Source organism: Helicobacter magdeburgensis (assembly GCF_000765825.2).
GTDB lineage: Bacteria > Campylobacterota > Campylobacteria > Campylobacterales > Helicobacteraceae > Helicobacter_C > Helicobacter_C magdeburgensis.
In genome coordinates this window covers 153266-177890 of sequence record NZ_JRPE02000002.1, presented here as the reverse complement: position 1 = coordinate 177890, position 24625 = coordinate 153266, and the positions used below count along the sequence as shown (strand labels likewise).

Sequence of the window (24625 nt, the reverse complement as noted above, 5' to 3'; positions counted from 1 at the left end):
ACAGAATCCGCCCAAAGCCTAATTCATCTCTCTATACAAATCACAGCCTTGCTGATAGCCTAAATAACACGCCTGTCCATAGAAGCTTAGAGCCGCTTGTCTGCTTTTTGCCACACCTATGCCCTTAGCATACATATCGCCTAGATTCACGCACCCTGCCACGCTCCCACCAGCACAAGCCCTTTCATACAATCTTAAAGCGTCCGCATAGCTTTTACTTACAAAAATCCCCTCTTGTGAAAGCACCCCTAGATTATTGCACCCATCAGGCTCAAAGCGTGAGCAGGAGAATTTATACAGCTGTAACGCCACGCCATAGTTTTGCTTCACACCTAGCCCATTTTGATATAAGATTCCAAGGTTGCTACACGCTTTAAGCACCCCACCATCACAGGCTTTTTTGTAATAATACACAGCCTTGCTATACCACTGCAGCCCATTTTCGCCTTTCATATATTCGTATGCGACAAAGTAGCAATCCCCCATAGAGCCATTATCGCAGTTTTGTAGATACTCCGCCACTTTCTTTTTCATATCTGAACTTTCATAGTTATTCATATTTTCATCAGCTAGCCACGCCCCAAATACAACGGCACAAGCCGCACTTAATATCAACAAGATTCTCATCTTTTCTCCTTTAGTTTCAGGGCTTTGTATTCTTCGCACCCCTCTTGGAATCCCAAATCACAAGATAGCCCATAATACTCCATCGCCTTTTTCTTATCTTTTTTAAGCCCCTTGCCTGTAAAAAGCATTTCCGCGATATTGAAACACGCCCTATCATCTCGTGCCAAACACGCATCGCTATAATACAGCCCCGCTTGTTTATAATCTCTCTTTATCCCAAGCCCTTCTTCAAACATCACGCCTAGATTATTACAGCCCCTAGGATATCCGGCTTGACAGGATTTGTGATAGAGATTGAGTGCGACCTCATAGTCCTGCCGCACACCTAGCCCATAATGATACAAGATTCCAAGTGAGCTACAACTCTGCCCAAAGCCCCCATCACACGCTTTGTAATAATAGCTCGCACTCATTGCATAGTTTTGTGCTACACCGCTCCCTTGAAAGTAAAGCGTCCCAATAGCGTGGCACGCACCCAAATCCCCATCATAGCACGCATTTTCATAGAGTCTTATAGCGGTGCTAAACTCCCCATTAAGCCACGCATTATACGCCTCTTGCAATTCACGCGAGGGCTGTGCATTAGCATTGTATGAGGCTTGTGCTTGTGGCGTTAAGGCTTTAGGTGGCGTGATTTCTTTGGAGTGTGGAGTTTGTATAGATTCAAGCGGGATTTCTGGTATTGGCATTTGAGCTTCATTTAGCGTAGAATCTGGTGTAGAATCTGCAGGTGTAGAATCCACAAGTGCGGAGCTTTTCTCAATCTGTGGAGCGATATACTCGCTATTTGGCGTTGGGCTAAGTGCGCTAGGACTCACTATATCACCCTCACCGCCAATAAGGCTTGTCGCCACGCCCAAGCCCACAACCAAACCTATGATATACAATCTCGCCTTATGTAGTATCATCATTATTCCCTTCCGCGAATAGAATTTATTTAAAAATATGTATGCTAAAAGTGTTCCTTTTTTAAGATTCTAGCAAAAATTTTAAAAACTTTTATGCGAAAGTCTGTAAAATGGCACGATTTTTTCTTACCTAAAGATTCTAATAAATGTTTATAGAGGTGTGTATGCGACCAAAACACAAGAAAATGAGACATAGGACAATGAAACATAAAGTAATGGCACTAGCGATGTGTGCGGGAGTAAGTAGCTTTGGCTTAGAGTTTGGATCTATGGGGCAGGTCTCTGCTGGTATGGGCGGGGCTGGTGTGGCTGTGCGTGATTCTGCGTGGGGGCTATACTATAATCCCGCGTTGCTAGGCTCGGATAGACGCACGAAAATGGGCTATAGCTTTGGGATTCAGTTCAAAGAGCAAAATCTTTTGCAGCTTGCCACTATTGATACGGCAAATTTAGAAAAACTCCCCGATACGCTTACAAATCAACTCACCGGTCCAAGTAGTGGCGGCACAAGTGTAACAATCGGCGGACAAAAGGTTGATGGTGCGTTAGGTGGGGCATTAAATGCATTTTTTGGCACAGATAATATTAATGATCAAGCCATTAGTGATGTTGTTAAAGATTTAGGTGGCACTTGCACAGATTTTACTACCTGTGCCGCTGCGATTAAGGGAGATTCTGCCTTGGCTGAAAAGTTTAAGGATAAACTTGCAGGGGCAGCCACAGAGGGAGGCTCCCCGCTTGTGGGAAGCATTATCTCTGGGATTGATGCGGGTAAGCTTGGCGATGTAGTGGATAAGATTCAGCAAGGTGGGGGGGGCAATATCGCTGATGAAATCTTACAAACAGCCGGGAAAGTAACTATCGCAAAAGGAGCAGATTCTGTTATTGATAAGCTTTTAAATGACTTTGGCGTGGTAGATGGAGCGTTAAAGGGTAATGATGTGAATCTGGCTACGCAAAATGGCTTTGTTTTTCAATTTGCTGGGGATAAAGGCTCAAGGCGAGTGGAGAGCGATAGCTTAGGCACAATAAATATCCAAGAGATAGATTCAGGGCGTGGAGCTGTGGGGATAGGGCTATTTACTTCAGCATTTTCTAATGCCTCCGCACAGATTGATCCAAATAATAATAAGCTCATTTTTGATTTAGGTGGGAAGTATTATCAGGCAACTATCAATGGTGATAGTGTAACGCTTGAGTATTTGCAAGGGACAACTAATCTTAATGGCTCAATTATGAATGATAAGGCACAGCATACTTTGTATGCCAACGCCCTAGCCCTTGTGGAGATTCCAATAGGCTATGGGCATACGATTTTCACGCCTATGGGCGATGTGAATCTGGGCTTGGCGGTGAAATTTATCCAAGGGATTGGCTATGGGGATAAGATTAATTTTGCTGTGGGGAATATGCCAAGCGTGAGTGTGGATAAAAATAAAATGGATATGGCTCAAACCTTTGGGCTTGACTTTGGTATGCTCTATTCGCCAAGATTTGTGAAGAATCTTCACCTTGGGCTTGTGGCTAAGAATGTCAATTCCCCCACGATTAACCGCACTGGTGTGGCGGATACTACGCTTCACCCACAGGTGCGCGCAGGGGTGAGCTATGAGATGATGGACTTTCTCACTTTTGCCTTTGACGCAGATGTGCTGCCAAATGAGACACTCTCACTCTCAAGCCCTAAAAGTCAGTTTTTTGGCGGTGGGGTGATGGCGAACTTTAAAAAGGTGGATTTCCGCCTTGGGGCTATGCAGGATATCCGCTCAAATGCGGGAGAAGGGCTAATCCTAACCGGTGGGCTAAATCTCTTTGGATTCTTAGATGTGGCTATGCAGTATGGGCTAGGGCAGAATATCACCATACAAGGCATAAATGTGTCAAACTATATGAGCTTACGCGTAGGCGGTCAGTTTAGCTTTTAGGGGGTTTGCCACTTGGCTTTTGCGGTGCTTTTTTGGGTTTTTGATAAATTAGAACGACTCTTTATTTCGTAAAAAAAGGAGTTGAGAATGGATTTTGTTGTAAGATTATCTGTCGTATTGTTGCCGTTATTTATTGGGTGGTCATCTATTGTTGAAGATAGAACAAGCAGGGAGTTTTTTCCTATTGTAGTATTTATCTTAAGTTGGATAGTTTTTGTTTATGTTGTCAATATCCTATGTGATATTCGTGATAATACTAAAAAATAAATAGAATCTACAACACAAACCGCATAAGCAGGTAGCTGCCCCACACAAACGCTACAAATAAACACGCCATCAGCTGAATAGCACTGCCCATATCCTTTGCTTTTTTGGCTAGAGGGTGGATTTCAAGGCTTGTAAAGTCAATGGCATTTTCAATCGCGGAGTTAATAAGCTCTACAATCACAGAAAGCACACAAGGCAAAATTAGCAAAATCAGCTCCTGCCAACTCTGTGCGAGAAAAAAGGCAACAATGCTTAGCACAAGCCCAACGCTAAAAACTTGCCTAAAGCCCTCTTCTTCTTTCCAAGCTGCCTTAATCCCATCAAGTGAGAAAAAAAAGGCATTATATAAACGCTTGAAACCTGTTTTACCCTTTTTATCATTGCGTTGATAGTTGTTTTCCATTTTGCACCTTTTGCCTTTCTCGCCTATTGTGAGATAATCTCAAAAGTAAAGTTATCTGCAAGGTAAGACGCATAAGGATTGAGCAAAAACTCTTTGAGAGAGACAAACTCTTCTTGTGAATCTGCCTTGTGTTTAAATGAGAATCCAAGCTCTTTGCTTTTGCCTAACACTAAGCTTTCAAGGGCATTGCCAAGCTCTATGATTTCATTATGATAAGCCTCACCCATTATCAAGCTTAGCCCGATTGTGGCTAACATATTTACATTTTTGGCATTTTGCTCAAATCCCTCTTGGCTGACAGGTAGCCCTTGAGCATTGCTTTGCAGTTCATAATATTTATACAGATCTTTGCTTAAGCCATTGTCCTTGACTTTAAACATAACATTATCAAGAGCATATTTGTATTCTTCAAAATGTGTAGAACTCTCTTCATTCACAAACGCATCAAAATAAAACTCTTGCAGAATTTGAGCGATATTTTGTGTTTTAAAGCCATCGTGCTGGTAGGTATCAACACCTTGTATTTGGTAGGTCGCATTCTTAGCTGCAATAGTGCATTGTAGGTTTTCAGCGAGTTTGTCATCATTTTGTTTAAGTGAGATATTGCATCTCACATTGTTTGGGAAAAAAGACGAAAAAAGAGCAAGATTCTCTTTAAGATCCTTATCTTCTTTATCAATATCTTTAACTCCAAGTGTTATATCTTTGATATTAAGTGATGCTTGGAGTGAAGCATTATCCATAGAATCAATATCAAATCCCATATTTTTAAGTGTCAAAATCCCCTCTCCATCTGTGGCGACAATCTTTGGGCTATAACAGCCTATATTTACAAGCCCACTACAAGAGAAAGGCTCCCATTCTGTGATGTAGCCACTCTCTTGGACAAAAGATTCAAATTTTTCATTGAGTGTTTTTTCTAAATGCGACTTGATATCTTTTGTTTTGATTGAGAGAAACACACCCAAACCTAACGCAACTAATGCGCCTAACCCCAAAATAAGAGCAATAAGCTTTTTGTTCATCATTTTTTCCTTTTGCTATGAAATGAAATATGTGGAATTTGCGGATTATAGCATAATAATCGTAATAAAAAGAGAAAGGATTCCTAGCCTAAGCCCCCTTGTCTTTTATATCAAGGCTAGGCTAGGAATATGAGAGAAAGATTATTTTGTGCTTATGGCACTTGCAGAAGTTTTGTCAATTTCACTGAAATTATAAGGCTTTGTATTTTTATCAAGCTCTAAAAGTTCCTTTGGAGCTTCGCCATTAACTTCGTGATGTTTGTAGTATCGCTCACCTGCTGTGTGTCCATTAAGGTCAATTTTATACACAATCTCACCGGGATTAAACTTTTGAATCTCCTCAAAGCCAAGATTTGAAGTTTTGAAGTTTTTAATGCCATTTTGACTTGCGATTTCAACAAGCTTTGTTTGTCCCATACGTGCCATTTCTACCGCTTGAAGTAGCATACGACTAGCTTCCCTTGGATTGTGGAATCCTGTGGAGTTTTCCGCCCCGACAAAATCACCTCGCATTTGCCCTTTTCTATGGAGTTCAAGTGGCTCAGCTAGAGCTTTTGAGATTTTAGCGTCATCTGGTTTGCCATCGGTTTGATATGCAGGAAGTTTGCCTAGCTCTTCACGCAATTTCTTAATATCAAAAATAAGGCTTACAGTCGCATACTCCGCACTTCTCAAATCAAAGGCGACAGATTTTTGAATATCTGCAATTTGCTTTTTGAGATATTCTTCGCTTTGTGTGTGGCAAGTCTTACACGCAGAGTTGATATCAAAAAGTGGTGAAGTGATGTTGTGTTGCGTAATCTTCTTGCCACCTGCACCCTTGACATAAGGCATATGACAATCCGCACAGCTTACGCCATTAGCTGCGTGCACCCCACCGCTAAACATCTCATACTCAGGGTGTTGAATCTTAATCATAGGAGCTTTAGTTTCTTTATGTGTCCAATCCTCTTTAAATATCGGTCGCACCGCATCATAGTGAGCATCAAACATTTCAATTCTAAAAGGCTCACCTTTTTTCCACGCACTCCACGGGAATGTAAGGTTAATGCCATCTACTTCTATTTCAGTAGCTTTATTGCCATTTCGCCAATGCTCATACTCATCATAAGTCTTTTGTGTGCCATTCCACCATTTTTGGCTTTCATCACTTGCGATAGTTTCTCCCATAACCTTGACTTTCTCACCTGTGGGCTTGAAGTAGTATTCCACGTGGCATTGCGCACAAACAAGCGTTCTCATCTCTTTTCTGTCCGCTTTGATACCTTGAATCGGGTCTTTTTGGTAGCCTCTATCCACAAGTGAATTAATAAGGGCTGGACGCACCACTCTTAGGCTCATATCATCAGGATTGTGGCAATCTGCACAAGTAACACCCATTCTCTTGCCTCCGTGTGGTCCGCCGTGTTCAGCAGAACCCTCTTTTATGCCATTACGCGTGGGGACATTTTTAATCATTGTCCAATATTTTGTGCTATTAAATGCGGTGAAATCGCCTTTGGCTACATTATTGATAAGCCAAGGTGTCCAACCGCTATGGCAGTTCATACACGCAGCGGGTTGTCCGCCAAATTTCGCAAATCCGTGTGCGTTTAGGAAGTCTTTATTGTTTCTTGCTGTATCCATTTGATCCACTTGAATCCAAAAATGCCCTCTTTCTTCGTTGGCATCAAGGCTAAATGGATATCCCGCCCACAAAATCGTGAGTTGTGGGTAGCGGATAAGCTTTGAATAGGCAAGATTCCCACCAAAATTTGTATATTTTGGTGCTTCTGTTTCCACTTTGAGATACATATCAAGGTATTCTGGGAAGTTTTTACCCCAAAAGTCAAAAGTTGGATTCTCATCAGTAAGCTCCACAAGCTGTTTAGAGATGACACCAGTATTTCCCGCTTGTTTTGATGAAATATCTTGATTAAGCCATAAAAGCCCAACAATCACAACAATAGCTACAACAACAAGTATGGGTAGCATTCCTTTCTTTTTCTGCATTTTTTCCTCCTTTAGTAAGTTTATTTAAAATCCGCGTTTATGCCCCACGCCTTCGTGGCAAGATACACAGCTTAAAGCACTGCTATCGTGTCCGGGTATGGTCGTGGGATTGACCGCATTTTGGACATATTCAATATGACATCGCACGCAGTTATCTTGCACCATTTGCTTACTTGCCTCGTTTGCACTAAGATTGGTTGGCAAAGATTCAAGTTCAAAAGTGAAAGCATAAGCGTGTCCTACACCACTTTTTGCCTTGGCAATCCATTTAGAAACAAATCCGTGTGGCAAGTGGCAGTCATTACAAGTAGCCCTTGGTTGCCCTGCAATCTTTTGTGAATGGGGCGCACTGAGATAGTCGCTATACACTTCATTCATAATATGGCAGTTATTGCACGCTTCTGAATCGTTGCTAAGATAAGACATTCCCTTTGCATTATAGAAAGTATAACACGCTAGGATAAGTATTACAACGAGCAGAATGGCAAAAATGCTTGAAATGAGAGAGAAGGACTTTTTTTGTTGGCTTTGTTTCAATAGACCCTCCTTAAGTTGTTGCCTTATTTGTGTTGCCGAGTGAGAATTAAGAAAACACTCGCTAGAATTTTATTATTATCATATTGAAAATGATTTGATTTACATCAAAAATAAGGAATAGATGTTATGTTTTTTTATACAAGTTTAGAATCTCCACTTTTTAAGAATGAAAATGTATGTTTTGCCTTGAGCGATCGCTATGGTGGAGTGAGTGAAGGGGTATTTAATACGCTCAATCTTGGCTATGGTGTGGGAGATTGTAAGCAAAGTGTAGATACAAATCATAGGCGTGTGAAAGAAGCGTTTGTAAAAACTTTTGGCAAGGCAGATTCTAGAGTTGGGCTTGGGACTAGTGAGAGTGGGGCGGATAGGGATTTTGCTAAAAATATCCCTATGTTTTATTGTCAGCAGATTCATAGCACAAAAAGTGTGGTTGTAGATGAGAATCTTGTTTCAAAATATAGGCGGCGTGATGGGGGTATGTGTCTTGGCGAGGCAGATGCGATTATCACGCATTTGTCAAATGTGCTTGTTTTTGTTATGGTGGCAGATTGCAACCCTATATTGCTTTATGATAGGAAAAATGGGGTTGTGAGTGTGATACACGCTGGGCGTAAGGGCGTGTTTGATGGGATTTTGCCCTTTGTTTTTAAGCGTATGAGTGAAGTGTATGGCACGAGGGTAGAGGACTGCCTGATGTATGTGGGAGCCTCTATCCGTTCGTGTTGTTATGAAGTGGGGGAGGAGATACGCACACAAGCGGAGATTTTGGGATTTAATGATGTGTTTCAGGGGAAGAATCTTGACTTGATTGTTTGTCTTAAGCAGCAAAGTGAGAATCTAGGCTTGAAACCTAGTCAGGTGGAGATAAGCCCATTTTGCTCAAGCTGTGAGAGTGGGCTATACTCGTATAGGAGGGAGCATTCCACAGGGCGATTTGGACTTTTGGCAATGCTAAAAAAGGGCATTATTTAAGTGTGTATATTGCTACTGCGGTGTGTCCTTTTGCGTTGGGTGGGATTTTGATAAAAGATCTGCCGATAAATCCTGCTTTATTGATGAATTTTCTTGCCAATCCCCTGTCTATGAGCGGAGTTGGCAAAAAGAGCTTCGCCCACATTGTGGCTTTGTAGAAATCAATATGCTCTGGCTGGACTTGCTCGTGGTAAATTTCTAGCAATGTAAGATTAAAGATTCTAGCTATTTCTTGGAGAGTTTTATCACTAAAGCGGGAGATATGATGAGGCGGCATATTAAGAATACCATTGACACAATGCTTCAAAAAGCTATCTTCGCTTGGCACGGCGATGATGAGATATGGGATCTTATCTCGCCCCCCCCCCCAGTTAAAATATCAGCTTTTAAGCAGTCAATTTGAGCTTGTATGAAAGAGTTTGGATTGCTCGTATGCTCTAAAACTTGGAAACTACACGCGACATCAAAAGTTTGTGCGTGTGATTTTGCAAACTCTTCAACAGATATATTTTCAATGACGATTCCATTTTTTGCCGCCATTTGCTTTGCTTGCGTGCTGAACTCTAAGCCGACATAGTGGGGCTTTGTCTCTTGTGGCAGAAAGTTGGCAAAGGCTGCTTTGCCACAGCCTACTTCTAAGACTTTAGAATCTTTAGCGATGAATTTTTTAGCAAAGTGGTATTCGTGCTTTTCACTAAAATAATACCAATCAAGCTGATTTAGGGCATTGTAGAAGGCATCATCACCGGTGGGGATAGAGCCATCTTCACAGGTGAAAAATCGCAAATCACAAGCCTTGCAGTGATGATAGAGTAAATCACTTGTGATAAGTGACTGTATATCAGTGCCAAAACTCCTTTTATACAGAGCGATAAGCTCATCTTTATTTATATTTTGTGTGATATGTGTATCATTGCTGTGGCAGAGTATGCAGGGTTGTGGCGTCATTTAAAGCTCCTTTTTCTTTTTTAGTTTTCTTAATAACCTCACACAGGGTCTAAGCACAAATCGCACCATATTCAGCAAGGGGAATAAACATTTGCTCCCCCCCCCCCGCTAATTTCACAGCTAGATTCACTCGCGTGGGTTTAGATTTATGATAGATTTGGACATATTCTGCCCCTTGTATATCGCCAATATGCGTAGCACCCATAAGTGTGGCGATATGCTTAAAAGTGTAGCGGAAGTGAAAATGCTTTGGCAAATGGCAGTCAATTACAGGGTAAAAACAATTGCCAATAAGTGCCTTGCCGCCTATTTGCAGACTTTCAAGCATTATGTTAAATGTCTCTAGCACATTATCTACGTGTTCTAGCACATCTGTTGAGACAAGGCAGTCATAATAATCTTTTTTAAGCTCATCTACAAAGTGGATATTTGCAAAATTCTCTATACACTTTTTGCCATATTCACTTGGGAATGGTTCGTATATGTCAATTTCAATATCTGGGCAAATTTGTGCGATTTCTCGTGCTAATGTGCCAAACCCTCCGCCATAATCACAAATGCGTTTAAAGCCTTGCTGTGAAATATATAGGGCTATGTTTTTGCGTATTTGCATTGAAAGCTCGTGCGTTTCTATAAAAAGCCCATTGAGTAGCCATACAGGGTGAGCGTAAAATTGAGCGATTGTATCCCAATTTAAGTTTTTGTTATCACAGCCCATATCCTGCCAAGTTTTATTGAGTAGATACCAAATCTGCTCTAAATCATCAGCAATGTTTGGATTCTGCGATTGTAGTAGTTGCTCTACGCCTAGTCTTTCTTGCTCTGTGAGATTTTTCTCTTGTAAGTTGATAGTCATTTTCTCTCCTTGTTTAAATTGTATCAAGCTGTTACAATGCGTTGTTTACGAATCTTAAAGGCGGATTCTAGCATAAAATTTTCACTAAAAAACACACGAGGCAAAGCGTGGAGAGACTTAGTGTGTTGGGGATAAATGCTTCCGTGTCTCGTTGTGGTGGCGGTTTTAAAGCCTAGGTTTTGTATGAGTGAAAAATGATGTGGGCTTACCTCTACTCTACTGCCAAAAGGATAGGCAAAATGCGTAGGCGTGAAGTGAAGATTTTGTAAAAAAAGTTTTTGAGCTTTTGCTATGTCTTGTGCTATTTCATCATTGCTAAGATTATTAAAAATAGGGTGTGAGTGAGTGTGGCAGCCTATGGTGCAAAGTTGTCTTTGCCCCCCCCCCCAGCGTATTTTTAGATGTATTTTCTAGCTTTTGAGTATGGAGGAAGGCTATATCTTCCCAAGAAAGTGTGAGATTGTCATAATCGCGTGGATTATAGAAGATTCCAAAATTTTCAAGGGTTTGTTTGCAGTTTTCATAGCTATCAATTTGTGTGATTATATCAGCTCTCATTGTAAGAAACATCGCTTCTTTTAGGGCTTTTGTTGAGATGTCATACTCCGCATTTTTATAAGTAATGTTATCGTGTGTTAAAAGATGATCTTCTAAGGCAAACCACCACATATTATGGCTAGATTCTGGAAAAGAGGTGCAGATGTAAATGCAAAATGGGATATTGTATTTGGCAAAAATAGGATAGCCAAAGGTAAGATTATCCTTATAGCCATCATCAATGGTAAAGCAGATAAAATATTCTGGTAAATTATTATGCAGTAGCCCATCATAGAGCTCATCAAGGCTAAGGAAGTGATATTTTAAGTCCAATGCTTGAATAATGAAAGATTCTAAAAATTCAGGACTAACTTTCATAGCTTCATTGGGTGAGAGTTTATCTTCAAAAGGGGCGATTCTATGAAGCATTACAATCACTCCACTGCCTTTAAATAATCGCTGAATAGATTCAAACTGCGAGAGAGTATCGCGTATTTTGTTGATGTAATACCTCAAAGTTGTACTCCTAATATTTTTTAGCCACAATGGTTATTAGCACAGGATAGCGTGGATCATTGTAGAAAAGCTCATCGTGCTTAAGCTCTTCAGCGGCGATGCCTTGCAGCTCTGCTGTGGCACTCAAAACATTACCATAAGTGCCAACTTCCACATTCCCTTTGCCAAAGACTTCTTCAAAATCCCTTTTAATCCCCATATCCGTAAAACGCCAATAATCTCCCCATCTCTCATAATCATATTGTGAAATCTGCACAAGTCCTGCTACGGTTACAAGGGCGGTGCCAGATGGTCTTGCGGGTGGATTTATAGATTGATTTGTTGGGCTTGTTTCACGCATTGAGTTTGTTATGCCCCCCCCCCCATTACTTTTTAGCATTAAATATATACCCTTAATCGCTGCTTTATAATCATAGATGAAATTGAGCGTAACCGTGCAAATAAAGCAGTCTAAAATACCTTGTGGCAAAGTGCTGTGCTGTGTAAGATCGCCTATAATCGTAGCGTTTTTGTTTTCTGTGGTGTAATGGAGAATCTCACTTTTATTTACATTGCTTCCAAAAGTTTTGGTGTAGGTGTTTTCGGCGATTTCACATACTCTACCTTGTATAAAATGTGTGTTTGCTGACAAGAAGTCATTGGTGTAGATTCTATCAATGGGTGTGCCGCGATCAAAGCCAAAGACTTGCGAGATAGGTTTAATAGAGCGGAGATTATGCCATTTTGGTGGGCGACATAGGCGATTGTAGCGTTGCAGAACTTTTATTTTGCATTGATTGAAAATTCGCCACGGACACCTAAGCATAGTGCGTAATGTGCTGTTTGCCATAATGTTTCCTAAGATCAAAATGGCGTGGATTCTACATTTTGCAATCTTAAATATTCCTTGATAGTTTAGATAGTTTAAAAATCTACGCTCTAGCTTCCATATATAAGCTTGATATGCCTTTGTATGGGCTGCCATCGGCGTTTATATCTAGTAAATATGCGTTAAAGTTTGGGATTTGAGAGTGATTGTAACGCATTATTTGTATATCGCTAAATCCCGCTTGTGTAAGCAGTCTATGTAGTGAGAATCTATCATACGCCCATTTATGCCGCTCACCAATGCTTGTGCGGATAAAGACTTCATCGCGTATGCTAGAAGGGGCTAGAAAATACAGGGCTTTGAGATAGAGATTTAGAATTTTGTTTGTGAGTTTATCAAGGGTGATTTTGGATTGTAGGCTAGGTTTTGTAGTAGTGTGGGGAGCTATGAGCCTTTCGCCTACTCGTTGCTCTATAAAATCCGCTTTTATCCTATCTCTGCTTACTGCTATGTTGTGGAAACACTCTCCCATCTCTCCGCCACTTCGCATACGCACCATTTGATCAAACATCTCAATCGTCAGCCAATCATACTCAAACTCAAGCCTTTCAAATTCTTGTGTGGGCATTTCTCGCCCCCCCCCCCCGTTAAAATCTCTCTTTTTAGAATCCACACTAGAATCCACAAGGCGTGAGAGTGTAGAGAGATACACAGAGGCGAGATTTTCTAAATCTGGCACGACAAGACGCACAATGCCATTTGGCTTTAAGATTCTTTTGATTTCTTTAAGGATTTGCAGGGCTTTTTGCGGAGCTAAATGCTCTAAAAAGTGGCTGCTATACGCTACATCAAAGCTTTTATCAGCAAAGGGAAGTGTGCGAAGAAGATTTACTTTTTTCACTCTTTTATCAATAGGGCTAAAGTCAATATTTATCCAATCAGGGTGGATTCTACTGCCACAGGCAAAGTTTAAACGCTTCATTCTATATCCTTTATGTCAAATAAAACATGGCATTATAACTCCATTTGATTTAATTTTTCACAATCACTCATCGTTTTAGAGATAAAGCGTTTTTTAATAATCTTAAAAAGTCCCTTGTGTGCTAGTTTGATAATCCATTTAAAATATAATGGCGAGATAGGAGACTGACTAAATAAATGTAAGCCCCCATAGGAGCAAAAATGTAGATTATGGGCTTTGGCGATGAACTCTAGGGATTTGTAGGTATAAAAGCTGATATGCTGTCCGTGTGAAAAGCCATAATACCACCACGCATTCGCTCCGCTAGATTCTGGAATGGGGCAGGGGAGAAGCTCGGTAGAGAAAAGTAGGTTGGGACAGATTTGTAACATAGAATCTATCTGCTCTCTAGGATTTGGCAAATGCTCAAACACTTCAAAGCAAGTTGCCAAAGTGGGCTTTCTATCCTTCTGCCACTCAAACCCCCTAGCAAACAGATTGTCACAATATTCATCACTCCAATAACTCTCTATCCCCACATCACGAAGCAGTCGCACAAGTAGCCCACTCCCACCGCCAAAATCAAGCAAACTCTTTTCACTTATCCCCCCCCCCGTTAAAATCTCGCTTTTAGTATGCATACCAAAAAAAATCGCTGCTACGCAGGATACGATTTTATATAGGTAAAGGTTGCGCGCTACTATGCCTGTGTCTGAAATGTTGATTGCATTTTTGTAGGCTTGTGGTAGCCAATGTGCTTCATTGCAGCTTAAAAATCCGCAGTTTTGGCATTTGTAAAAAGGCTCATTGAATGTGTGCAAAATCTGTGCGAAAAAGGCAAGCTGACTTTGTGTGCCGCAGATTTTACAAGGGATATGGTGTTTGTTGTGTTGTGTTTTCATCTTATCTCCTTTTTGTTTATTAAAATGTTAGTTAAAATCTTTGCAAGTATGCAAAGGCAGGTGCTTAATACTATCAAATCTCTCATCGCCTTGCAAAAATGAGAGATTGCCAAGCGTATCGCGACTTTGCCTTGCGTGGTGCGTGGAGCAATACTCTTGCAAAGGGGCAGTGGTAAATGCAAGTTTAGATTCTAGGCTTTCGTGGATAAAAAATAGATTTGTCCCGCTAGAATCTGCCCCGATAAATACATATCCTTTCTTTTTGCCAAGTGCGATTAAAGCTTTTATACTCGCACCAAAATATAGCCCACTATGATGTGCTAAAAATCGCTCAAAATCCGCCCTGTATGGCACACTGACACTAAGATTTTCTCCAAATATCGCATTATACTCAATCACCACGATAGCAGGTCTTACGCATTCTATGGCTTCCCATACAAAATAATCCACCCCGTCAATATCAATGCTTAAAAGAGCGATATTGTCTAGCTTTCTAGAATCTAGCCATTGCTTGATTAACGCATTGATATTTTCTCTTGTGATAAAGGCGCATTGTGCTTCTATATCGTGCTTCCAATACAGCTCATCTTGCTTGATAGATTCTATATGCTTAGCATTGCCGTCCATAATAAGCCCCATAAAATTGCGTTTTTTCAAAAGATAGCGCGTATTAGATTCTGTATAATCTTGCACACCAAATTCCACAAAAGCACGAGGATAAGGAGAGTGGCTAGAATCTAGCTCTAAAATTTCAAGAAGCAAATCCAAGATTCCATCTTCACCATTTTGCGAATACGCACTAAACTCAAAATCCCTAATATCTACTGCCCCCCCCCATTAATTGTTCTCTTATAAAGCTCTTTGTGTTGCATTGACAGAAGATCAGCGTGTAGCATAGTAAGTTTATCAAGCTTAGAATCTAGCCTATGGGTGAAGTAGAATCTAAGCTTTGCTAAGATTTTTTTAAGAAAATTTTTCATTGTTGCTCCTTTTTTGAATAGGCTAGAGCCTTTATCTCATAGCTGAAAATTTGCGGACTCGGCGCGTGAAAAGCACTATTTGTGATACGATTCCAAAAGGCGAAGTTTAGTTTGTAGAGTTTCAAAAAGATTTTGCGAATAATTCTTTTTACCCCCTTTACCCCTGCAAGCGCGTCTTTATCTATAATGTCTGTATGGGCAAATCCTGCCATTTTTAGCACATATAGTAAGCTTCCGGCTGTAAAAAGGGTGTTGTGAGTAAAGTCCTCATATGCCCAGTAGCAGCCTGTATGGCTTTGGGCATTTGGCACTACTATAAACATTTTTCCACCTTCTTTCAAAATATCACTCTTAAAATGAGAGAGAACTTCTATCAACCGCTCCTTTGGCAAATGCTCTAAAATATGCGTAGCAATCACTAGGTCAAACTTCTGTTGCGGTCTAAAATCAAAGATATTTTCACATATCATAGCTTCTATGCCTACGCTTTGCACATAGGCGATGGCTTTGGGATTTATATCAATGCCAAGCAGTTGATATTCGCCCCCCCCCCCCCCGTTAGAATCTACAAAGCCAAAATTACGCTCTTTAATCGCTAAAAGATTTTGCCCAAAGCCACAGCCGAAATCTAGGATTCTAGCGTTTTTAGGCAGTTGGCACATTACTTCCTTAAAATATGCTGGCAGACTCGCTCTCTTGTAGGTTTCTGGGGAGACACCCCTTGCTTCAAAATATTCACTCATTGTCGCTCCTTTATGTTGGTTTGTGTGTAAATTTGGTCTATGATACCAATAACTTGCTCGGGTTTTATTTCATTGATGTCAAGTGTGCTTTTGTAGGTAAAGGCATTGCTTAGCTCCTTGTATCTGGCGTAATTCGCCGTGATATATGGGTGAAACACAGGGTAGTATTTATCCCTTATCTCTTTGGGATAAGGGATAAATCTCCCTAAATGGTTGCCGTTAGACACGGCGATAATTATCGCCGTGTCTAACAAGGCAGCCAAATGCACCGCGCTTGTTTCATTCGAAACAAGCAGGTTGCCGTTATACACGAGAAAAGCCAGCTCCACTAGAGTGGTTTTGCCTGTGAGATTGTATATAGATTGCTTGCAGTCCTTAACCTTTGCTTGTAGTAGCTGCTCTAGGTAGAATCCACTTTCTACATCGCCATTGCCTCCGCAGATAAGAATATTATGATTATGTGTTTGTATCAAATATTCCCCCACTTCTGCGAAATGCTCCACACTCCAGCGGCGATACTTCGCACTAGCCCCTACAAAAAGAATACTATAAGGTTGCTTGTAGTGTGGGGGCGTGGGGGGGGGCAGATGGAGCTTTGGCGAGGTGCTAAGGGGCTTTTGTAATAGCTGCTCAAAAAACTCCTTGTTGCGATAAAACTCAAAGAGAATTTCTGGGCTACTTGGGGTGAGAGTAGAGTAGATTCTATCGTGCTTTGCCTTTTTGCGTGGGGAGAGATTGACATCATCGCCTTGTGGAGCGATTTTGCTTAGGGCATTGATATGTGAAGCGATGGTAGCATTGAGCTTGTCTCTAGAGTGCTGGGGGTTGATGAGTAGCTCATAGCGTATTTGCTTGATGTGGCGTAGAATCGCAATTGTCTTGTAAAAGCGTTTTGTTTGAAAATCCGCAGTGCTAATCCACACGCATTCATCGCAATATGCACTATCAAAGCACTCATACAAATCTCTCCAAGCACTATTGCCAATAAGCGTGATGTGGTAAGTAGGGTAAGCAGCTCTTATTTCATTCAAAAATGCGCGAAAAAGCAGATAATCGCCTATGGCATCGGTGCGGAGAATAACAATGCTTTTTTGCCTATGAATCTTGGGCTTTGTGTAGGCAAGGATACTGATACAAGGCTCTAGTATAGGTAGCAGTATCGGTCGTAAAATGGACTTTAGCATTATGCTGCAAGTCCCGTGCTAGAGATATTGGAGAAGAAGTTGTGGCAAGAATTGCGGTGTGCTTGAGAGAGTGGGATAACTTTTAAGAATCTATGATTGCTCCCCCCCCCCCGCTAGAAATTTATACATATCAACGTATGTATTTGCTATGTTTGTAGATTCAAATCTCAAAGCGGATTCTCTGGCATTGTGGGCAAGTGTGGCGTAGGCTGTTGCATCTTGGGCTAAAATCCACTTTATTCCCTGTGCCAAATCGCTTGGGTTTGTAGCGAGATAGCCATTGTGCTTATGGGTAATCATATCGCCATTGCCGCCGATGTCAAAGGCTACTACCGGTGTGCCACAAGCTAGAGATTCCATAATGACATTGCTTAGATTTTCTGCCAAGCTTGGAGCGACAAATATATCACAAGCGTTAAAGGCAAAGGATAGGGCGTAGTCATCGTGGAGAAAGCCTAGTGTGCGGGACTTAATCCCTTGAATCTGTGGAGCATTCCCACCAAAGACGAGCAGCTCACACTGACTTTTAAGATGTTGCGGGAGACAATCTAGCGCAGCTTTTAGCTCATTAAAGCCTTTTCTTTCAACACTAGCCCCACCAATCGCACCAAAGCCGATATAAAAAGTAGGCTGTGTAAAAATATGGGGGAATAGTGCGTGTAGGGCGTGCTTGGCAATGGAGATAAGCCAAGTTTTATCTACTGCCCCCCCCCCAGCTAATTGTGCGTAAGCATTGATATAAGCATTGGCGACTTTTGATGATTCAAAAGCTTTTATCGCAGAAGAGCGGGCGTTTTTTGAAAGGTTTTCATATATTGCACTTTCACAGCTTAAAATCCACTCCATACCCTTTGCCAAATCGTTTGTGTCATAACACTTAGCCAGATAGCCATTGTGTTTGTGCGTGATAATATCTTTTAGTCCGCTTGTATCAAATGCCACCACCGGTGTGCCACAGCTCAAAGCTTCAAGGGCAGTTTGCCCAAAGGATTCTACATAGCTTGGCATAATAAATACATCACTTGCACTATAAAGCAGAGCTAGGGCAATATCATCGTGCAACGCACCTAAAAAATGCGTAGGCATATCCTGTAAAACTTCGCCTCCACTAGAGCCAAAGACAAGCAACTCGCAGTTATCTTTAAGATGTTGCGGGAGACAATCTAGCGCGGCTTTTAGCTCATCAAAGCCTTTGCGTGGCGTTGAAGTAGCCCCTATGGCACCAAAGCTAATCATCTTTTTTGGTGTGTGGATACGCAACATTTCTCGTGCTAGGGATTTTTGTATTGGGCGATAAATGCGTGTGTCAATGGGATTTGGGAGATTGATGATGGGCTTAGAGCCTAAGAGGGCAGAATCTTTCGCGCTTTGTGCTATCCAGCGAGATAAGCCATTGATGGTAAGATTATTGAGTTTGGCATAGGTTTTTGCTTTACGCTTAAATGTCCAAAAGCTTAGGTCAAAGGGAAGGGTAGATTGTAATAGGGGGCAGCTTTTACAACGAGTGCCAACCCCTATACAGGCGGCTGCCACATAGTGGCAGCCGCCTGTATAGGGGTTGGCATCGTGCAAGCTCCATAGCATAGGGGCTTGTATGGATTGCAAATCTTTGATACTGAAAAAGCCATTCTCCACCCAATGCAAATGCACGATGTCTGGCTTTAGGGCATTTATCGTTGAGATAAGCAGATGATTGCTTGGGGTAAAAATAGGGATATTGGGGGAGAATATGTCTTTTACTCGTTTTGGATAAGCCATAAGTGGAAGCTGGGAGAGAAAAGGGCGGATTTTAGCGATAAGCTTTTGGAGCTTTGTTTGAGCGAGCTGCTGCACTTTGGGCGTGTCGGTGGTTTTGTTTTGCGTGATGATGATAGAATCTATCCCTGCTTCTAGCAGGGCTTTATGCAGTCTTATACAAGCCCTGCCCGCCCCACCATTATCTTGACTCACAAGATGCACGATTCTCAATACAGTCCTCCAAAAGCAAAGTTTAGTTTCAATTCTAAGTAAATATTGTATTAAACGACAAATTCTACATTCTCTTTATAGTTTTTTTGAAGTGGTACGCCCAAGAGGATTCGAACCTCTGACCTACGGCTTAGAAGGCCGTTGCTCTATCCAGCTGAGCTATGAGCGCATATCTAAATTTGCCATCAAGATTCTATGTTGTAAAACACAAATTTAAGGACTTAAAAACAAATTGGTTGCGGGAGAGGGATTTGAACCCCCGACCTTTGGGTTATGAGCCCAACGAGCTACCGGACTGCTCTATCCCGCGTCAAACTAACACTACATTTTACAAAAAGTGCTAGAAAATTAAAAAACCTGTGAGTTCAAAGAAGTGGCTGGGGTAAAAGGATTCGAACCTCTGAATGCCTGGACCAAAACCAGGTGCCTTACCGCTTGGCGATACCCCAATGAAAAACGAGACGCAATTCTAGCGAGTTTGCTACGATTTGTCAAGGGAATCAAGTCCTCAAAGCCAAAATTATGTGGAGATGTTTTATAAGATTCCAAGGCAAGATAGAAACTTAGTTTGATATTTGCCATAAGTTATTCCATATGTTTTACAATAGACACCATTCCTTGAATAATGTAGTGATCGTGCAATGTGTTCAAGCTGCATTTAAAGGAAAATTTAATTTCAAAGGAAATGATATGAGTAAAGTTGTAGAACTTTTAAAACAGATTCAGGCGGATGCATCGGTATTTTACATCAAGGTGCATAATTTCCACTGGAATGTGAAGGGTATGGACTTTCACCCTACGCATAAGGCGACACAGGAGATTTATGAGCAGTTTGCTGATGTTTTTGATGATGTGGCAGAGCGTGTGTTGCAGCTTGGCGAAATGCCTTATGTAACACTTGCAGATATGCTAAAAGCAGCAAAAATCAAAGAAGAGAGCAAGACAAGCTTTTGCTCTAAAGAGATTGTTCAAGCGGTTTTAGCTGATTATGAGTATTTTCTCAAACTCTTTACCGAGCTTTCAGCCCAAGCAGACAGCCAAGGAGACAAGGTCAGTGCGGCGTATGCTGATGATAAGGTAGGAGAGCTACAAAAAGCGATTTGGATGCTAAAATCTCAGCTTGCATAAATTTTTGTTCCCTAGAATCTACCTTTGTGGTTCTAGGGCAAATTAGCTTTTAAAGAATATAAACTCTAGCTTTCATTATATACGGTAATTTATTTTATTTTTATACAATCACAGCATTTTAAGATTCAAAAACCCAAGGATAGCCAATGTATCAAACGCGTATGAAAGACGCCATAGAGGCGATTAAAAAAGGTGAAATGATTATTATAATGGACGATGAAGACAGAGAAAATGAAGGCGATTTGGTAATGGCTGGAATCTTTTCCACACCAGAGAAAATCAATTTTATGGCACAAGAGGCAAGGGGGCTAATCTGCGTATCTATCACGCAAGAGTTAGCCCATAAGCTAGACCTGCCCCCAATGGTAAAAAGAAATGACAGCAACCACGAAACCGCCTTTACCATATCCATTGACGCCAAGGAAGCAAAAACGGGCATTTCTGCGTATGAGAGGGATTTAACAATCCGCCTAATGTGCGATAACAACGCAAAGCCAAGCGATTTTGTGCGTCCGGGGCATATTTTCCCACTTATTGCTAAGAGTGGTGGCACACTTATCCGCACAGGGCATACAGAAGCCAGTGTAGATATTTGCCGCCTTGCAGGGCTTTCGCCCATTAGCGTGATATGTGAGATTATGAAAAAAGATGGCACGATGGCGGGGCGGGGGGATAAATTCCTACTTGATTTTGCTAAGATTCACAACCTAAAGATTCTCTATGTCAGCGACATCATTCAATATCGCTTAAATTTTGAAAATCTCGTGCGTGAAACTTCACGAGAAAAAGCCGAGTTTATGGGGCAAAAATGCGAGAAAATCACATTTTTAGATCATTTGCAAAATTGCCATATCGCCTTTAGCTTTAGCCCACAGGCTACAACGCCACTCATTAGATTCCACAATACAAGTAGCGATATTGCCCTTTTGACAGATTCTAGTGAATGGCAAGCCCTGCAAAAAAGCATAGACTTACTTTCACAGCAAGGCGGCTATCTTGTATGCCTAAATAGTGAGAATATGGCAAATAGTGGAAATATCGCAAAAAATTGTGGCGATATGAAAGACTTTGGAATCGGCGCACAGATTCTAAAATCACTTGGTGTGAAAGACTTTACACTTCTTAGTTCTCATTGTGCCAACAACGCAAATAAAAGCTACAATGCCTTAAGTGGTTTTGATTTGCATTTGCAACAAAGCATTGAAGTATGAGATGGGTGGCTTAAATATACAATTTTGTTGAATCTTATAGCTTGCATTCCTGCCAAGTGTAGCTTTGGAGTTGTGTAATGCCATTTTCTCCGCAAACGCGACATTGCGGATTCTTTTTTAGCTTGACTTTGCGAAAAGCCATAGAGAGTGAATCAAAGCTTAAAAGCTGATTGTAAAGTGGCTCTCCTATGCCTGTAATGATTTTTAGCACTTCTGTGGCTTGAATGCTTCCTAGAATCCCAGCTACCGAGCCAAATACTCCCGCTTCCGCACAGCTTGGCACACTGCCTTGCGGTGGCGGGCTATCAAAAATACACGCATAGCACGCACTTTCGTTTGGTTTCACACTCATACTCTGTCCGCTAAATCGCAAAATTCCCCCGTGCGAATAGGGCTTATTCAGTAGCACACACGCATCGTTTATGAGAAATTTACTCGCAAAGTTATCGCACCCATCAACAACAACATCAAATTGAGAGATAATCTCAAGGGCATTATGTGAATCTAGCATAGATAAAAATGGCGTGATAGTTACATCAGGATTAATGGCTTGCAGCTTTTTTTGAGCAGATTCTACTTTGGGAATGCCAAGATCTGCAGTGGAGTGCAATATCTGCCTTTGCAAATTGCTTAAATCCACATTATCAGCATCAATAATGCCTATTTCCCCAACACCTGCTGCGGCTAGATAATATGCCACAGGGGAGCCTAGCCCCCCAGCCCCCACTATCAGCACTTTAGATTCTAAAATCTTTTCCTGCCCCTTGAATCCACACTCCCTTAAGCTAAAGTGCCTAGCATATCGCCTTAACTGCTCTTGGCTAAAGTTATACATTGACTAATTGCCTTTAAGAATATTTAGGGCTTGTGCGCATAGGCTTTTCCACACACCTTCATAGTTGATATTCACGCATTGTTCAAAGGCTGCTTGAGAATCTTGCCCACTTGTTTTTAGCACAGATCCTTTGAGATAGAGAACCTTTTGTTTATTGTCATCATTTATATCTTTTTGTAAAAGCTTATCTAGCACATTGATGGTTTCATCAAATCGTTGTGTGCGGATATAGCTTTGAGCTAGGGCAAAATCCACATAAGGAGAATCTGCTGTGTCATTTGTGAGATTCTGCAAACGCAGTATATCTTTAGCATAAATTTCAATGCCTAGCTCATCTTTTTGAGATTCTGCGTTTTTTAGTAGGGCGAGATTGACTTGAAGCATTTTTGGATTATCAGCTTGAGTTTCTTTTAAAAACGCATAAGTTTGGAGCATTCCCTCTTTGTCATCAAGGCTTGAAAGGGTATTAAAGAGTGTAAAGCCCACATCATAATACTGCGTCTTTTTAAGACTTTTAGCCAAAGTGAGTGTATCTCGTCCAGCACGGGCTGTACTTTTCTCATCGCCAAGTTTGGCAAAATTAAGCGTATCTCTGTAAAGCCACGCAAGTTTTTGCTCTACATCTTTGCTTGATTGTGCCATATTTTGCGAGATTTGTGCGGCTTGTTTATTGAGTGCTAGGGCGTAAAGGCAGTCAAAAAGTGGCATTTTCTCACTCTCTTGCAATGAGGCGTTTGGATATTGTAAATAATAGTTTGAAGCCTGTTTGCAGTCATTGTCTTTTAGGCTTTGGTGCAACAAGGCACTATAAGATTCACCAATGATGGGATCATTTTTAAGCATATCTTTTAATGCTAACACTTCTTGGTATTTGCCCTCACCAAAAAGCGTTTGGGCTTTGAGCAAGAGAGCTTTTTCTTGTTCGGGTGAATTGGCGTAATTTTCAATAATATAGTCATATTTTTGAATTTTAGAATCTGTACTTTCATCTTGGGCTAGAGCAAAAAGTAGCTTATCGTCCCTATCTTTAACTTCTTCAGCTTTTGGACGATGCTCAAATTCTTGCAAAAACATCTTATTAATCCTGTGTGCGTCCTGCGTGGCGTTTGCCCCTTGATACCAAAGGCTGACATTATTGAGTAAATCTTCCGCGGAGACATCGTCATTTGGGAGATTGTCATAGAGATATTCCCCAAGTTGTGCAGCAATGAGAAAAAGCTGCTCTTCAGCTAGGAATTTTAAAAATTCATAGGATTTTATTGGATATTTTGTAATATAGCTTGGATTGACTTTAAGCATAGTTTCTAGGAGCTTTTGGGCTTGTTCTTTATCGTGATTTTGCAGACGGAATTTACTCCATTCAATGGCTATGGCACTCGCACTATCAAGGTCTTTTGCCTCTTGGTAAGCTTGGGCAAAGAGCTTTGAGGCAACATTAGAATCTGGACCTGTATTGAAATTTTTTGCTAAAGCCATTTTTGAGAGTGGCATATAGCGAGATTCTGGATATTCGCTTATGGTGCGTTCAAAGTAGTATTTTGCCTCATTTGGAATCTTCATATCCGCATAGGCATTGCCAAGATAATATAAGACTTCTGGAACATTAGAATCTGTGGAGTATTTTTTAATCCATTTTATTCCCATATCCACAATCATATCGCTGTTTTCAACAGAATCAAAATGCTCTAATGCCCTTAGGCGATACAGCAGTAAATCTTTGGTAAAAATGGTTTGAGGATAGGCAATGAGCGTTTCATCTATGGCTTTGACTGCTTCAATATGGTTGTGATTGTTAATGAGTGTTTTAATGTGATTGTAGGCTTCAAAGTCCTCACCCTCATCATAATGCAAAGGACCCCTATCTATATCTAAATCTTTAAAAAAAAGCTCTTTGTTTTTTATGATTTTGATGGGGAAGTTTAGCCCTTTTGGCTTTGCCTGATTTGCATAGTCATTCAAAAAAGGGATTATTTCTTTGTAGCCAATAACTTGCCACGAAGTGCTTAACTTTGGTTGTTCTTTTGTAATGGGGGTTTGTTTTTTTAAATCGCTTGGTGTAGCAAAGAGCTTGATTTTATGCTTTGGCTCTACATAGAGATAGAATCTCCCATCTACCACACGACTCCAAAAGCGGAAAAAAAGTGTCTCTGTCGGGGAAAAACTCGCAATAGGCATTCTATCAAGAGTGCAGACAATATGCGTTACTTCGCCTTGTGTGTCGTGATTTTCTTGGCACTCTAGTGGCTCTTTATGGGCGATATTAAGGACAGAAAAATGCTCTTTTAATTCCTTGCCATAGTTTATGGTAACATCTAAAGCAAATAAAGGCACACAGCACAATAACACCACCCATAATATCCGCACTTACACTCCTAAGGTGGCTAACTTT

The 24625-nt window shown here is 41.0% G+C and carries 26 protein-coding genes and 3 tRNA genes; 5 read left to right on the top strand and 24 right to left on the bottom strand.

The annotated features are described in order from the left end of the window. Positions 1-18: 18 nt before the first annotated feature. Together LS74_RS02260 and LS74_RS02255 are read right to left on the bottom strand one after the other, a co-directional pair. On the bottom strand, positions 19-627 hold the full coding sequence (locus LS74_RS02260; RefSeq protein WP_034585670.1) for a tetratricopeptide repeat protein: 609 nt from the start codon (positions 625-627) through the stop codon (positions 19-21). After that, positions 624-1535 (bottom strand): tetratricopeptide repeat protein, encoded by a 912-nt coding sequence (locus tag LS74_RS02255; protein WP_034585668.1) that lies wholly within the window; start codon positions 1533-1535, stop codon positions 624-626. The genes LS74_RS02260 and LS74_RS02255 overlap by 4 nt, the downstream gene beginning before the upstream one ends. A 200-nt stretch (positions 1536-1735) precedes the next feature. Between LS74_RS02255 and traF the strand changes: the two genes are divergently transcribed. Together traF and LS74_RS02245 are read left to right on the top strand one after the other, a co-directional pair. Continuing rightward, positions 1736-3460, top strand: a complete 1725-nt coding sequence (gene traF, locus LS74_RS02250) for a conjugal transfer protein TraF (RefSeq protein WP_407920959.1) — start codon at positions 1736-1738, stop codon at positions 3458-3460. An 87-nt stretch (positions 3461-3547) separates the two neighbouring features. Continuing rightward, positions 3548-3727 carry a hypothetical protein gene (locus tag LS74_RS02245; RefSeq protein WP_034589219.1) on the top strand — a complete coding sequence of 60 codons (180 nt, stop codon included), beginning with the start codon at positions 3548-3550 and terminating at the stop codon, positions 3725-3727. Between the two features lie 7 nt (positions 3728-3734). Here the strand turns inward: LS74_RS02245 and LS74_RS02240 are convergent, their stop codons facing one another. From LS74_RS02240 to nrfH, 4 genes are all read right to left on the bottom strand, one after another. Beyond that, the gene (locus LS74_RS02240) at positions 3735-4130 is read right to left on the bottom strand and encodes a diacylglycerol kinase (RefSeq protein ID WP_034589218.1); all 396 of its coding nucleotides are present in this window, start codon (positions 4128-4130) and stop codon (positions 3735-3737) included. A gap of 23 nt (positions 4131-4153) precedes the next feature. Then, a complete protein-coding gene (locus LS74_RS02235) occupies positions 4154-5158 on the bottom strand; it encodes a hypothetical protein (protein WP_236096769.1) in 1005 nt (334 codons plus the stop codon). A gap of 138 nt (positions 5159-5296) precedes the next feature. Beyond that, positions 5297-7147, bottom strand: coding sequence for an ammonia-forming cytochrome c nitrite reductase subunit c552 (locus tag LS74_RS02230; RefSeq protein ID WP_138128744.1), 1851 nt, complete (start codon positions 7145-7147; stop codon positions 5297-5299). Positions 7148-7171: 24 nt separating this feature from the next. Then, on the bottom strand, positions 7172-7684 hold the full coding sequence (nrfH, locus tag LS74_RS02225) for a cytochrome c nitrite reductase small subunit (RefSeq protein WP_002956289.1): 513 nt from the start codon (positions 7682-7684) through the stop codon (positions 7172-7174). Between the two features lie 126 nt (positions 7685-7810). Here nrfH and LS74_RS02220 point away from each other — a divergent pair, with 126 nt between their 5' ends. Further along, positions 7811-8659, top strand: coding sequence for a polyphenol oxidase family protein (locus LS74_RS02220; protein ID WP_034589055.1), 849 nt, complete (start codon positions 7811-7813; stop codon positions 8657-8659). Here the strand turns inward: LS74_RS02220 and LS74_RS02215 are convergent. The 16 genes from LS74_RS02215 to LS74_RS02135 all read right to left on the bottom strand — a co-directional run bounded on the left by LS74_RS02215 (position 8652) and on the right by LS74_RS02135 (position 19511). Next, the gene (locus LS74_RS02215; RefSeq protein WP_167480461.1) at positions 8652-8966 is read right to left on the bottom strand and encodes a hypothetical protein; all 315 of its coding nucleotides are present in this window, start codon (positions 8964-8966) and stop codon (positions 8652-8654) included. The two genes, LS74_RS02220 and LS74_RS02215, sit on opposite strands and share 8 nt — an antisense overlap. Then, a complete protein-coding gene (locus LS74_RS02210) occupies positions 8963-9607 on the bottom strand; it encodes a class I SAM-dependent methyltransferase (RefSeq protein WP_052086496.1) in 645 nt (214 codons plus the stop codon). The genes LS74_RS02215 and LS74_RS02210 overlap by 4 nt, the downstream gene beginning before the upstream one ends. A 49-nt stretch (positions 9608-9656) precedes the next feature. Next, the gene (locus LS74_RS02205) at positions 9657-10463 is read right to left on the bottom strand and encodes a methyltransferase domain-containing protein (RefSeq protein WP_236096768.1); all 807 of its coding nucleotides are present in this window, start codon (positions 10461-10463) and stop codon (positions 9657-9659) included. 23 nt (positions 10464-10486) lie between these two features. Beyond that, complete coding sequence (locus tag LS74_RS11235) at positions 10487-10768, bottom strand: polysaccharide deacetylase family protein (protein ID WP_233705560.1); 282 nt, start codon at positions 10766-10768, stop codon at positions 10487-10489. A gap of 19 nt (positions 10769-10787) precedes the next feature. Further along, complete coding sequence (locus tag LS74_RS02200; protein WP_236096767.1) at positions 10788-11516, bottom strand: polysaccharide deacetylase family protein; 729 nt, start codon at positions 11514-11516, stop codon at positions 10788-10790. Positions 11517-11526: 10 nt separating this feature from the next. Further along, a complete protein-coding gene (locus LS74_RS11230; RefSeq protein ID WP_236096766.1) occupies positions 11527-12345 on the bottom strand; it encodes a hypothetical protein in 819 nt (272 codons plus the stop codon). Positions 12346-12427: 82 nt separating this feature from the next. Beyond that, a complete protein-coding gene (locus LS74_RS11225; RefSeq protein ID WP_236096765.1) occupies positions 12428-13306 on the bottom strand; it encodes a class I SAM-dependent methyltransferase in 879 nt (292 codons plus the stop codon). Positions 13307-13338: 32 nt separating this feature from the next. Continuing rightward, positions 13339-14187 (bottom strand): class I SAM-dependent methyltransferase, encoded by an 849-nt coding sequence (locus tag LS74_RS11220; RefSeq protein WP_236096764.1) that lies wholly within the window; start codon positions 14185-14187, stop codon positions 13339-13341. Between the two features lie 27 nt (positions 14188-14214). Beyond that, on the bottom strand, positions 14215-14949 hold the full coding sequence (locus LS74_RS02165; RefSeq protein WP_236096763.1) for a hypothetical protein: 735 nt from the start codon (positions 14947-14949) through the stop codon (positions 14215-14217). 59 nt (positions 14950-15008) lie between these two features. Then, positions 15009-15167: a hypothetical protein gene (locus LS74_RS11215; protein WP_236096762.1), complete on the bottom strand. Its 159-nt coding sequence runs from the start codon at positions 15165-15167 to the stop codon at positions 15009-15011. Continuing rightward, the gene (locus LS74_RS02160; RefSeq protein WP_138128740.1) at positions 15164-15910 is read right to left on the bottom strand and encodes a class I SAM-dependent methyltransferase; all 747 of its coding nucleotides are present in this window, start codon (positions 15908-15910) and stop codon (positions 15164-15166) included. Before LS74_RS02160 ends, LS74_RS11215 begins: the two co-directional genes overlap by 4 nt. Continuing rightward, positions 15907-17094: a glycosyltransferase family 9 protein gene (locus LS74_RS02155; protein WP_138128738.1), complete on the bottom strand. Its 1188-nt coding sequence runs from the start codon at positions 17092-17094 to the stop codon at positions 15907-15909. The genes LS74_RS02160 and LS74_RS02155 overlap by 4 nt, the downstream gene beginning before the upstream one ends. 90 nt (positions 17095-17184) lie before the next feature. Beyond that, positions 17185-19053 (bottom strand): glycosyltransferase, encoded by a 1869-nt coding sequence (locus LS74_RS02150; protein WP_236096776.1) that lies wholly within the window; start codon positions 19051-19053, stop codon positions 17185-17187. A 101-nt stretch (positions 19054-19154) separates the two neighbouring features. Next, a tRNA-Arg gene (locus LS74_RS02145) sits at positions 19155-19231 on the bottom strand. Between the two features lie 64 nt (positions 19232-19295). After that, a tRNA-Met gene (locus tag LS74_RS02140) sits at positions 19296-19372 on the bottom strand. Positions 19373-19436: 64 nt separating this feature from the next. After that, a tRNA-Gln gene (locus tag LS74_RS02135) sits at positions 19437-19511 on the bottom strand. 241 nt (positions 19512-19752) lie between these two features. On the opposite strand from LS74_RS02135, the gene LS74_RS02130 reads away from it, so the two are divergent. Both LS74_RS02130 and LS74_RS02125 read left to right on the top strand, forming a co-directional pair. Beyond that, positions 19753-20190 carry a Dps family protein gene (locus tag LS74_RS02130; protein ID WP_034588608.1) on the top strand — a complete coding sequence of 146 codons (438 nt, stop codon included), beginning with the start codon at positions 19753-19755 and terminating at the stop codon, positions 20188-20190. Between the two features lie 146 nt (positions 20191-20336). Next, entirely contained in the window at positions 20337-21401 is a 1065-nt protein-coding gene (locus tag LS74_RS02125) for a bifunctional 3,4-dihydroxy-2-butanone 4-phosphate synthase/GTP cyclohydrolase II (protein WP_034588606.1), read from the top strand. Positions 21402-21435: 34 nt separating this feature from the next. On the opposite strand, the gene LS74_RS02120 is transcribed toward LS74_RS02125, so the two are convergent. Together LS74_RS02120 and LS74_RS02115 are read right to left on the bottom strand one after the other, a co-directional pair. Next, positions 21436-22236, bottom strand: coding sequence for a HesA/MoeB/ThiF family protein (locus LS74_RS02120; protein WP_138128736.1), 801 nt, complete (start codon positions 22234-22236; stop codon positions 21436-21438). Positions 22237-22239: 3 nt separating this feature from the next. Further along, positions 22240-24600 (bottom strand): DUF7494 domain-containing protein, encoded by a 2361-nt coding sequence (locus tag LS74_RS02115; RefSeq protein WP_034587517.1) that lies wholly within the window; start codon positions 24598-24600, stop codon positions 22240-22242. Positions 24601-24625 lie beyond the last annotated feature (25 nt).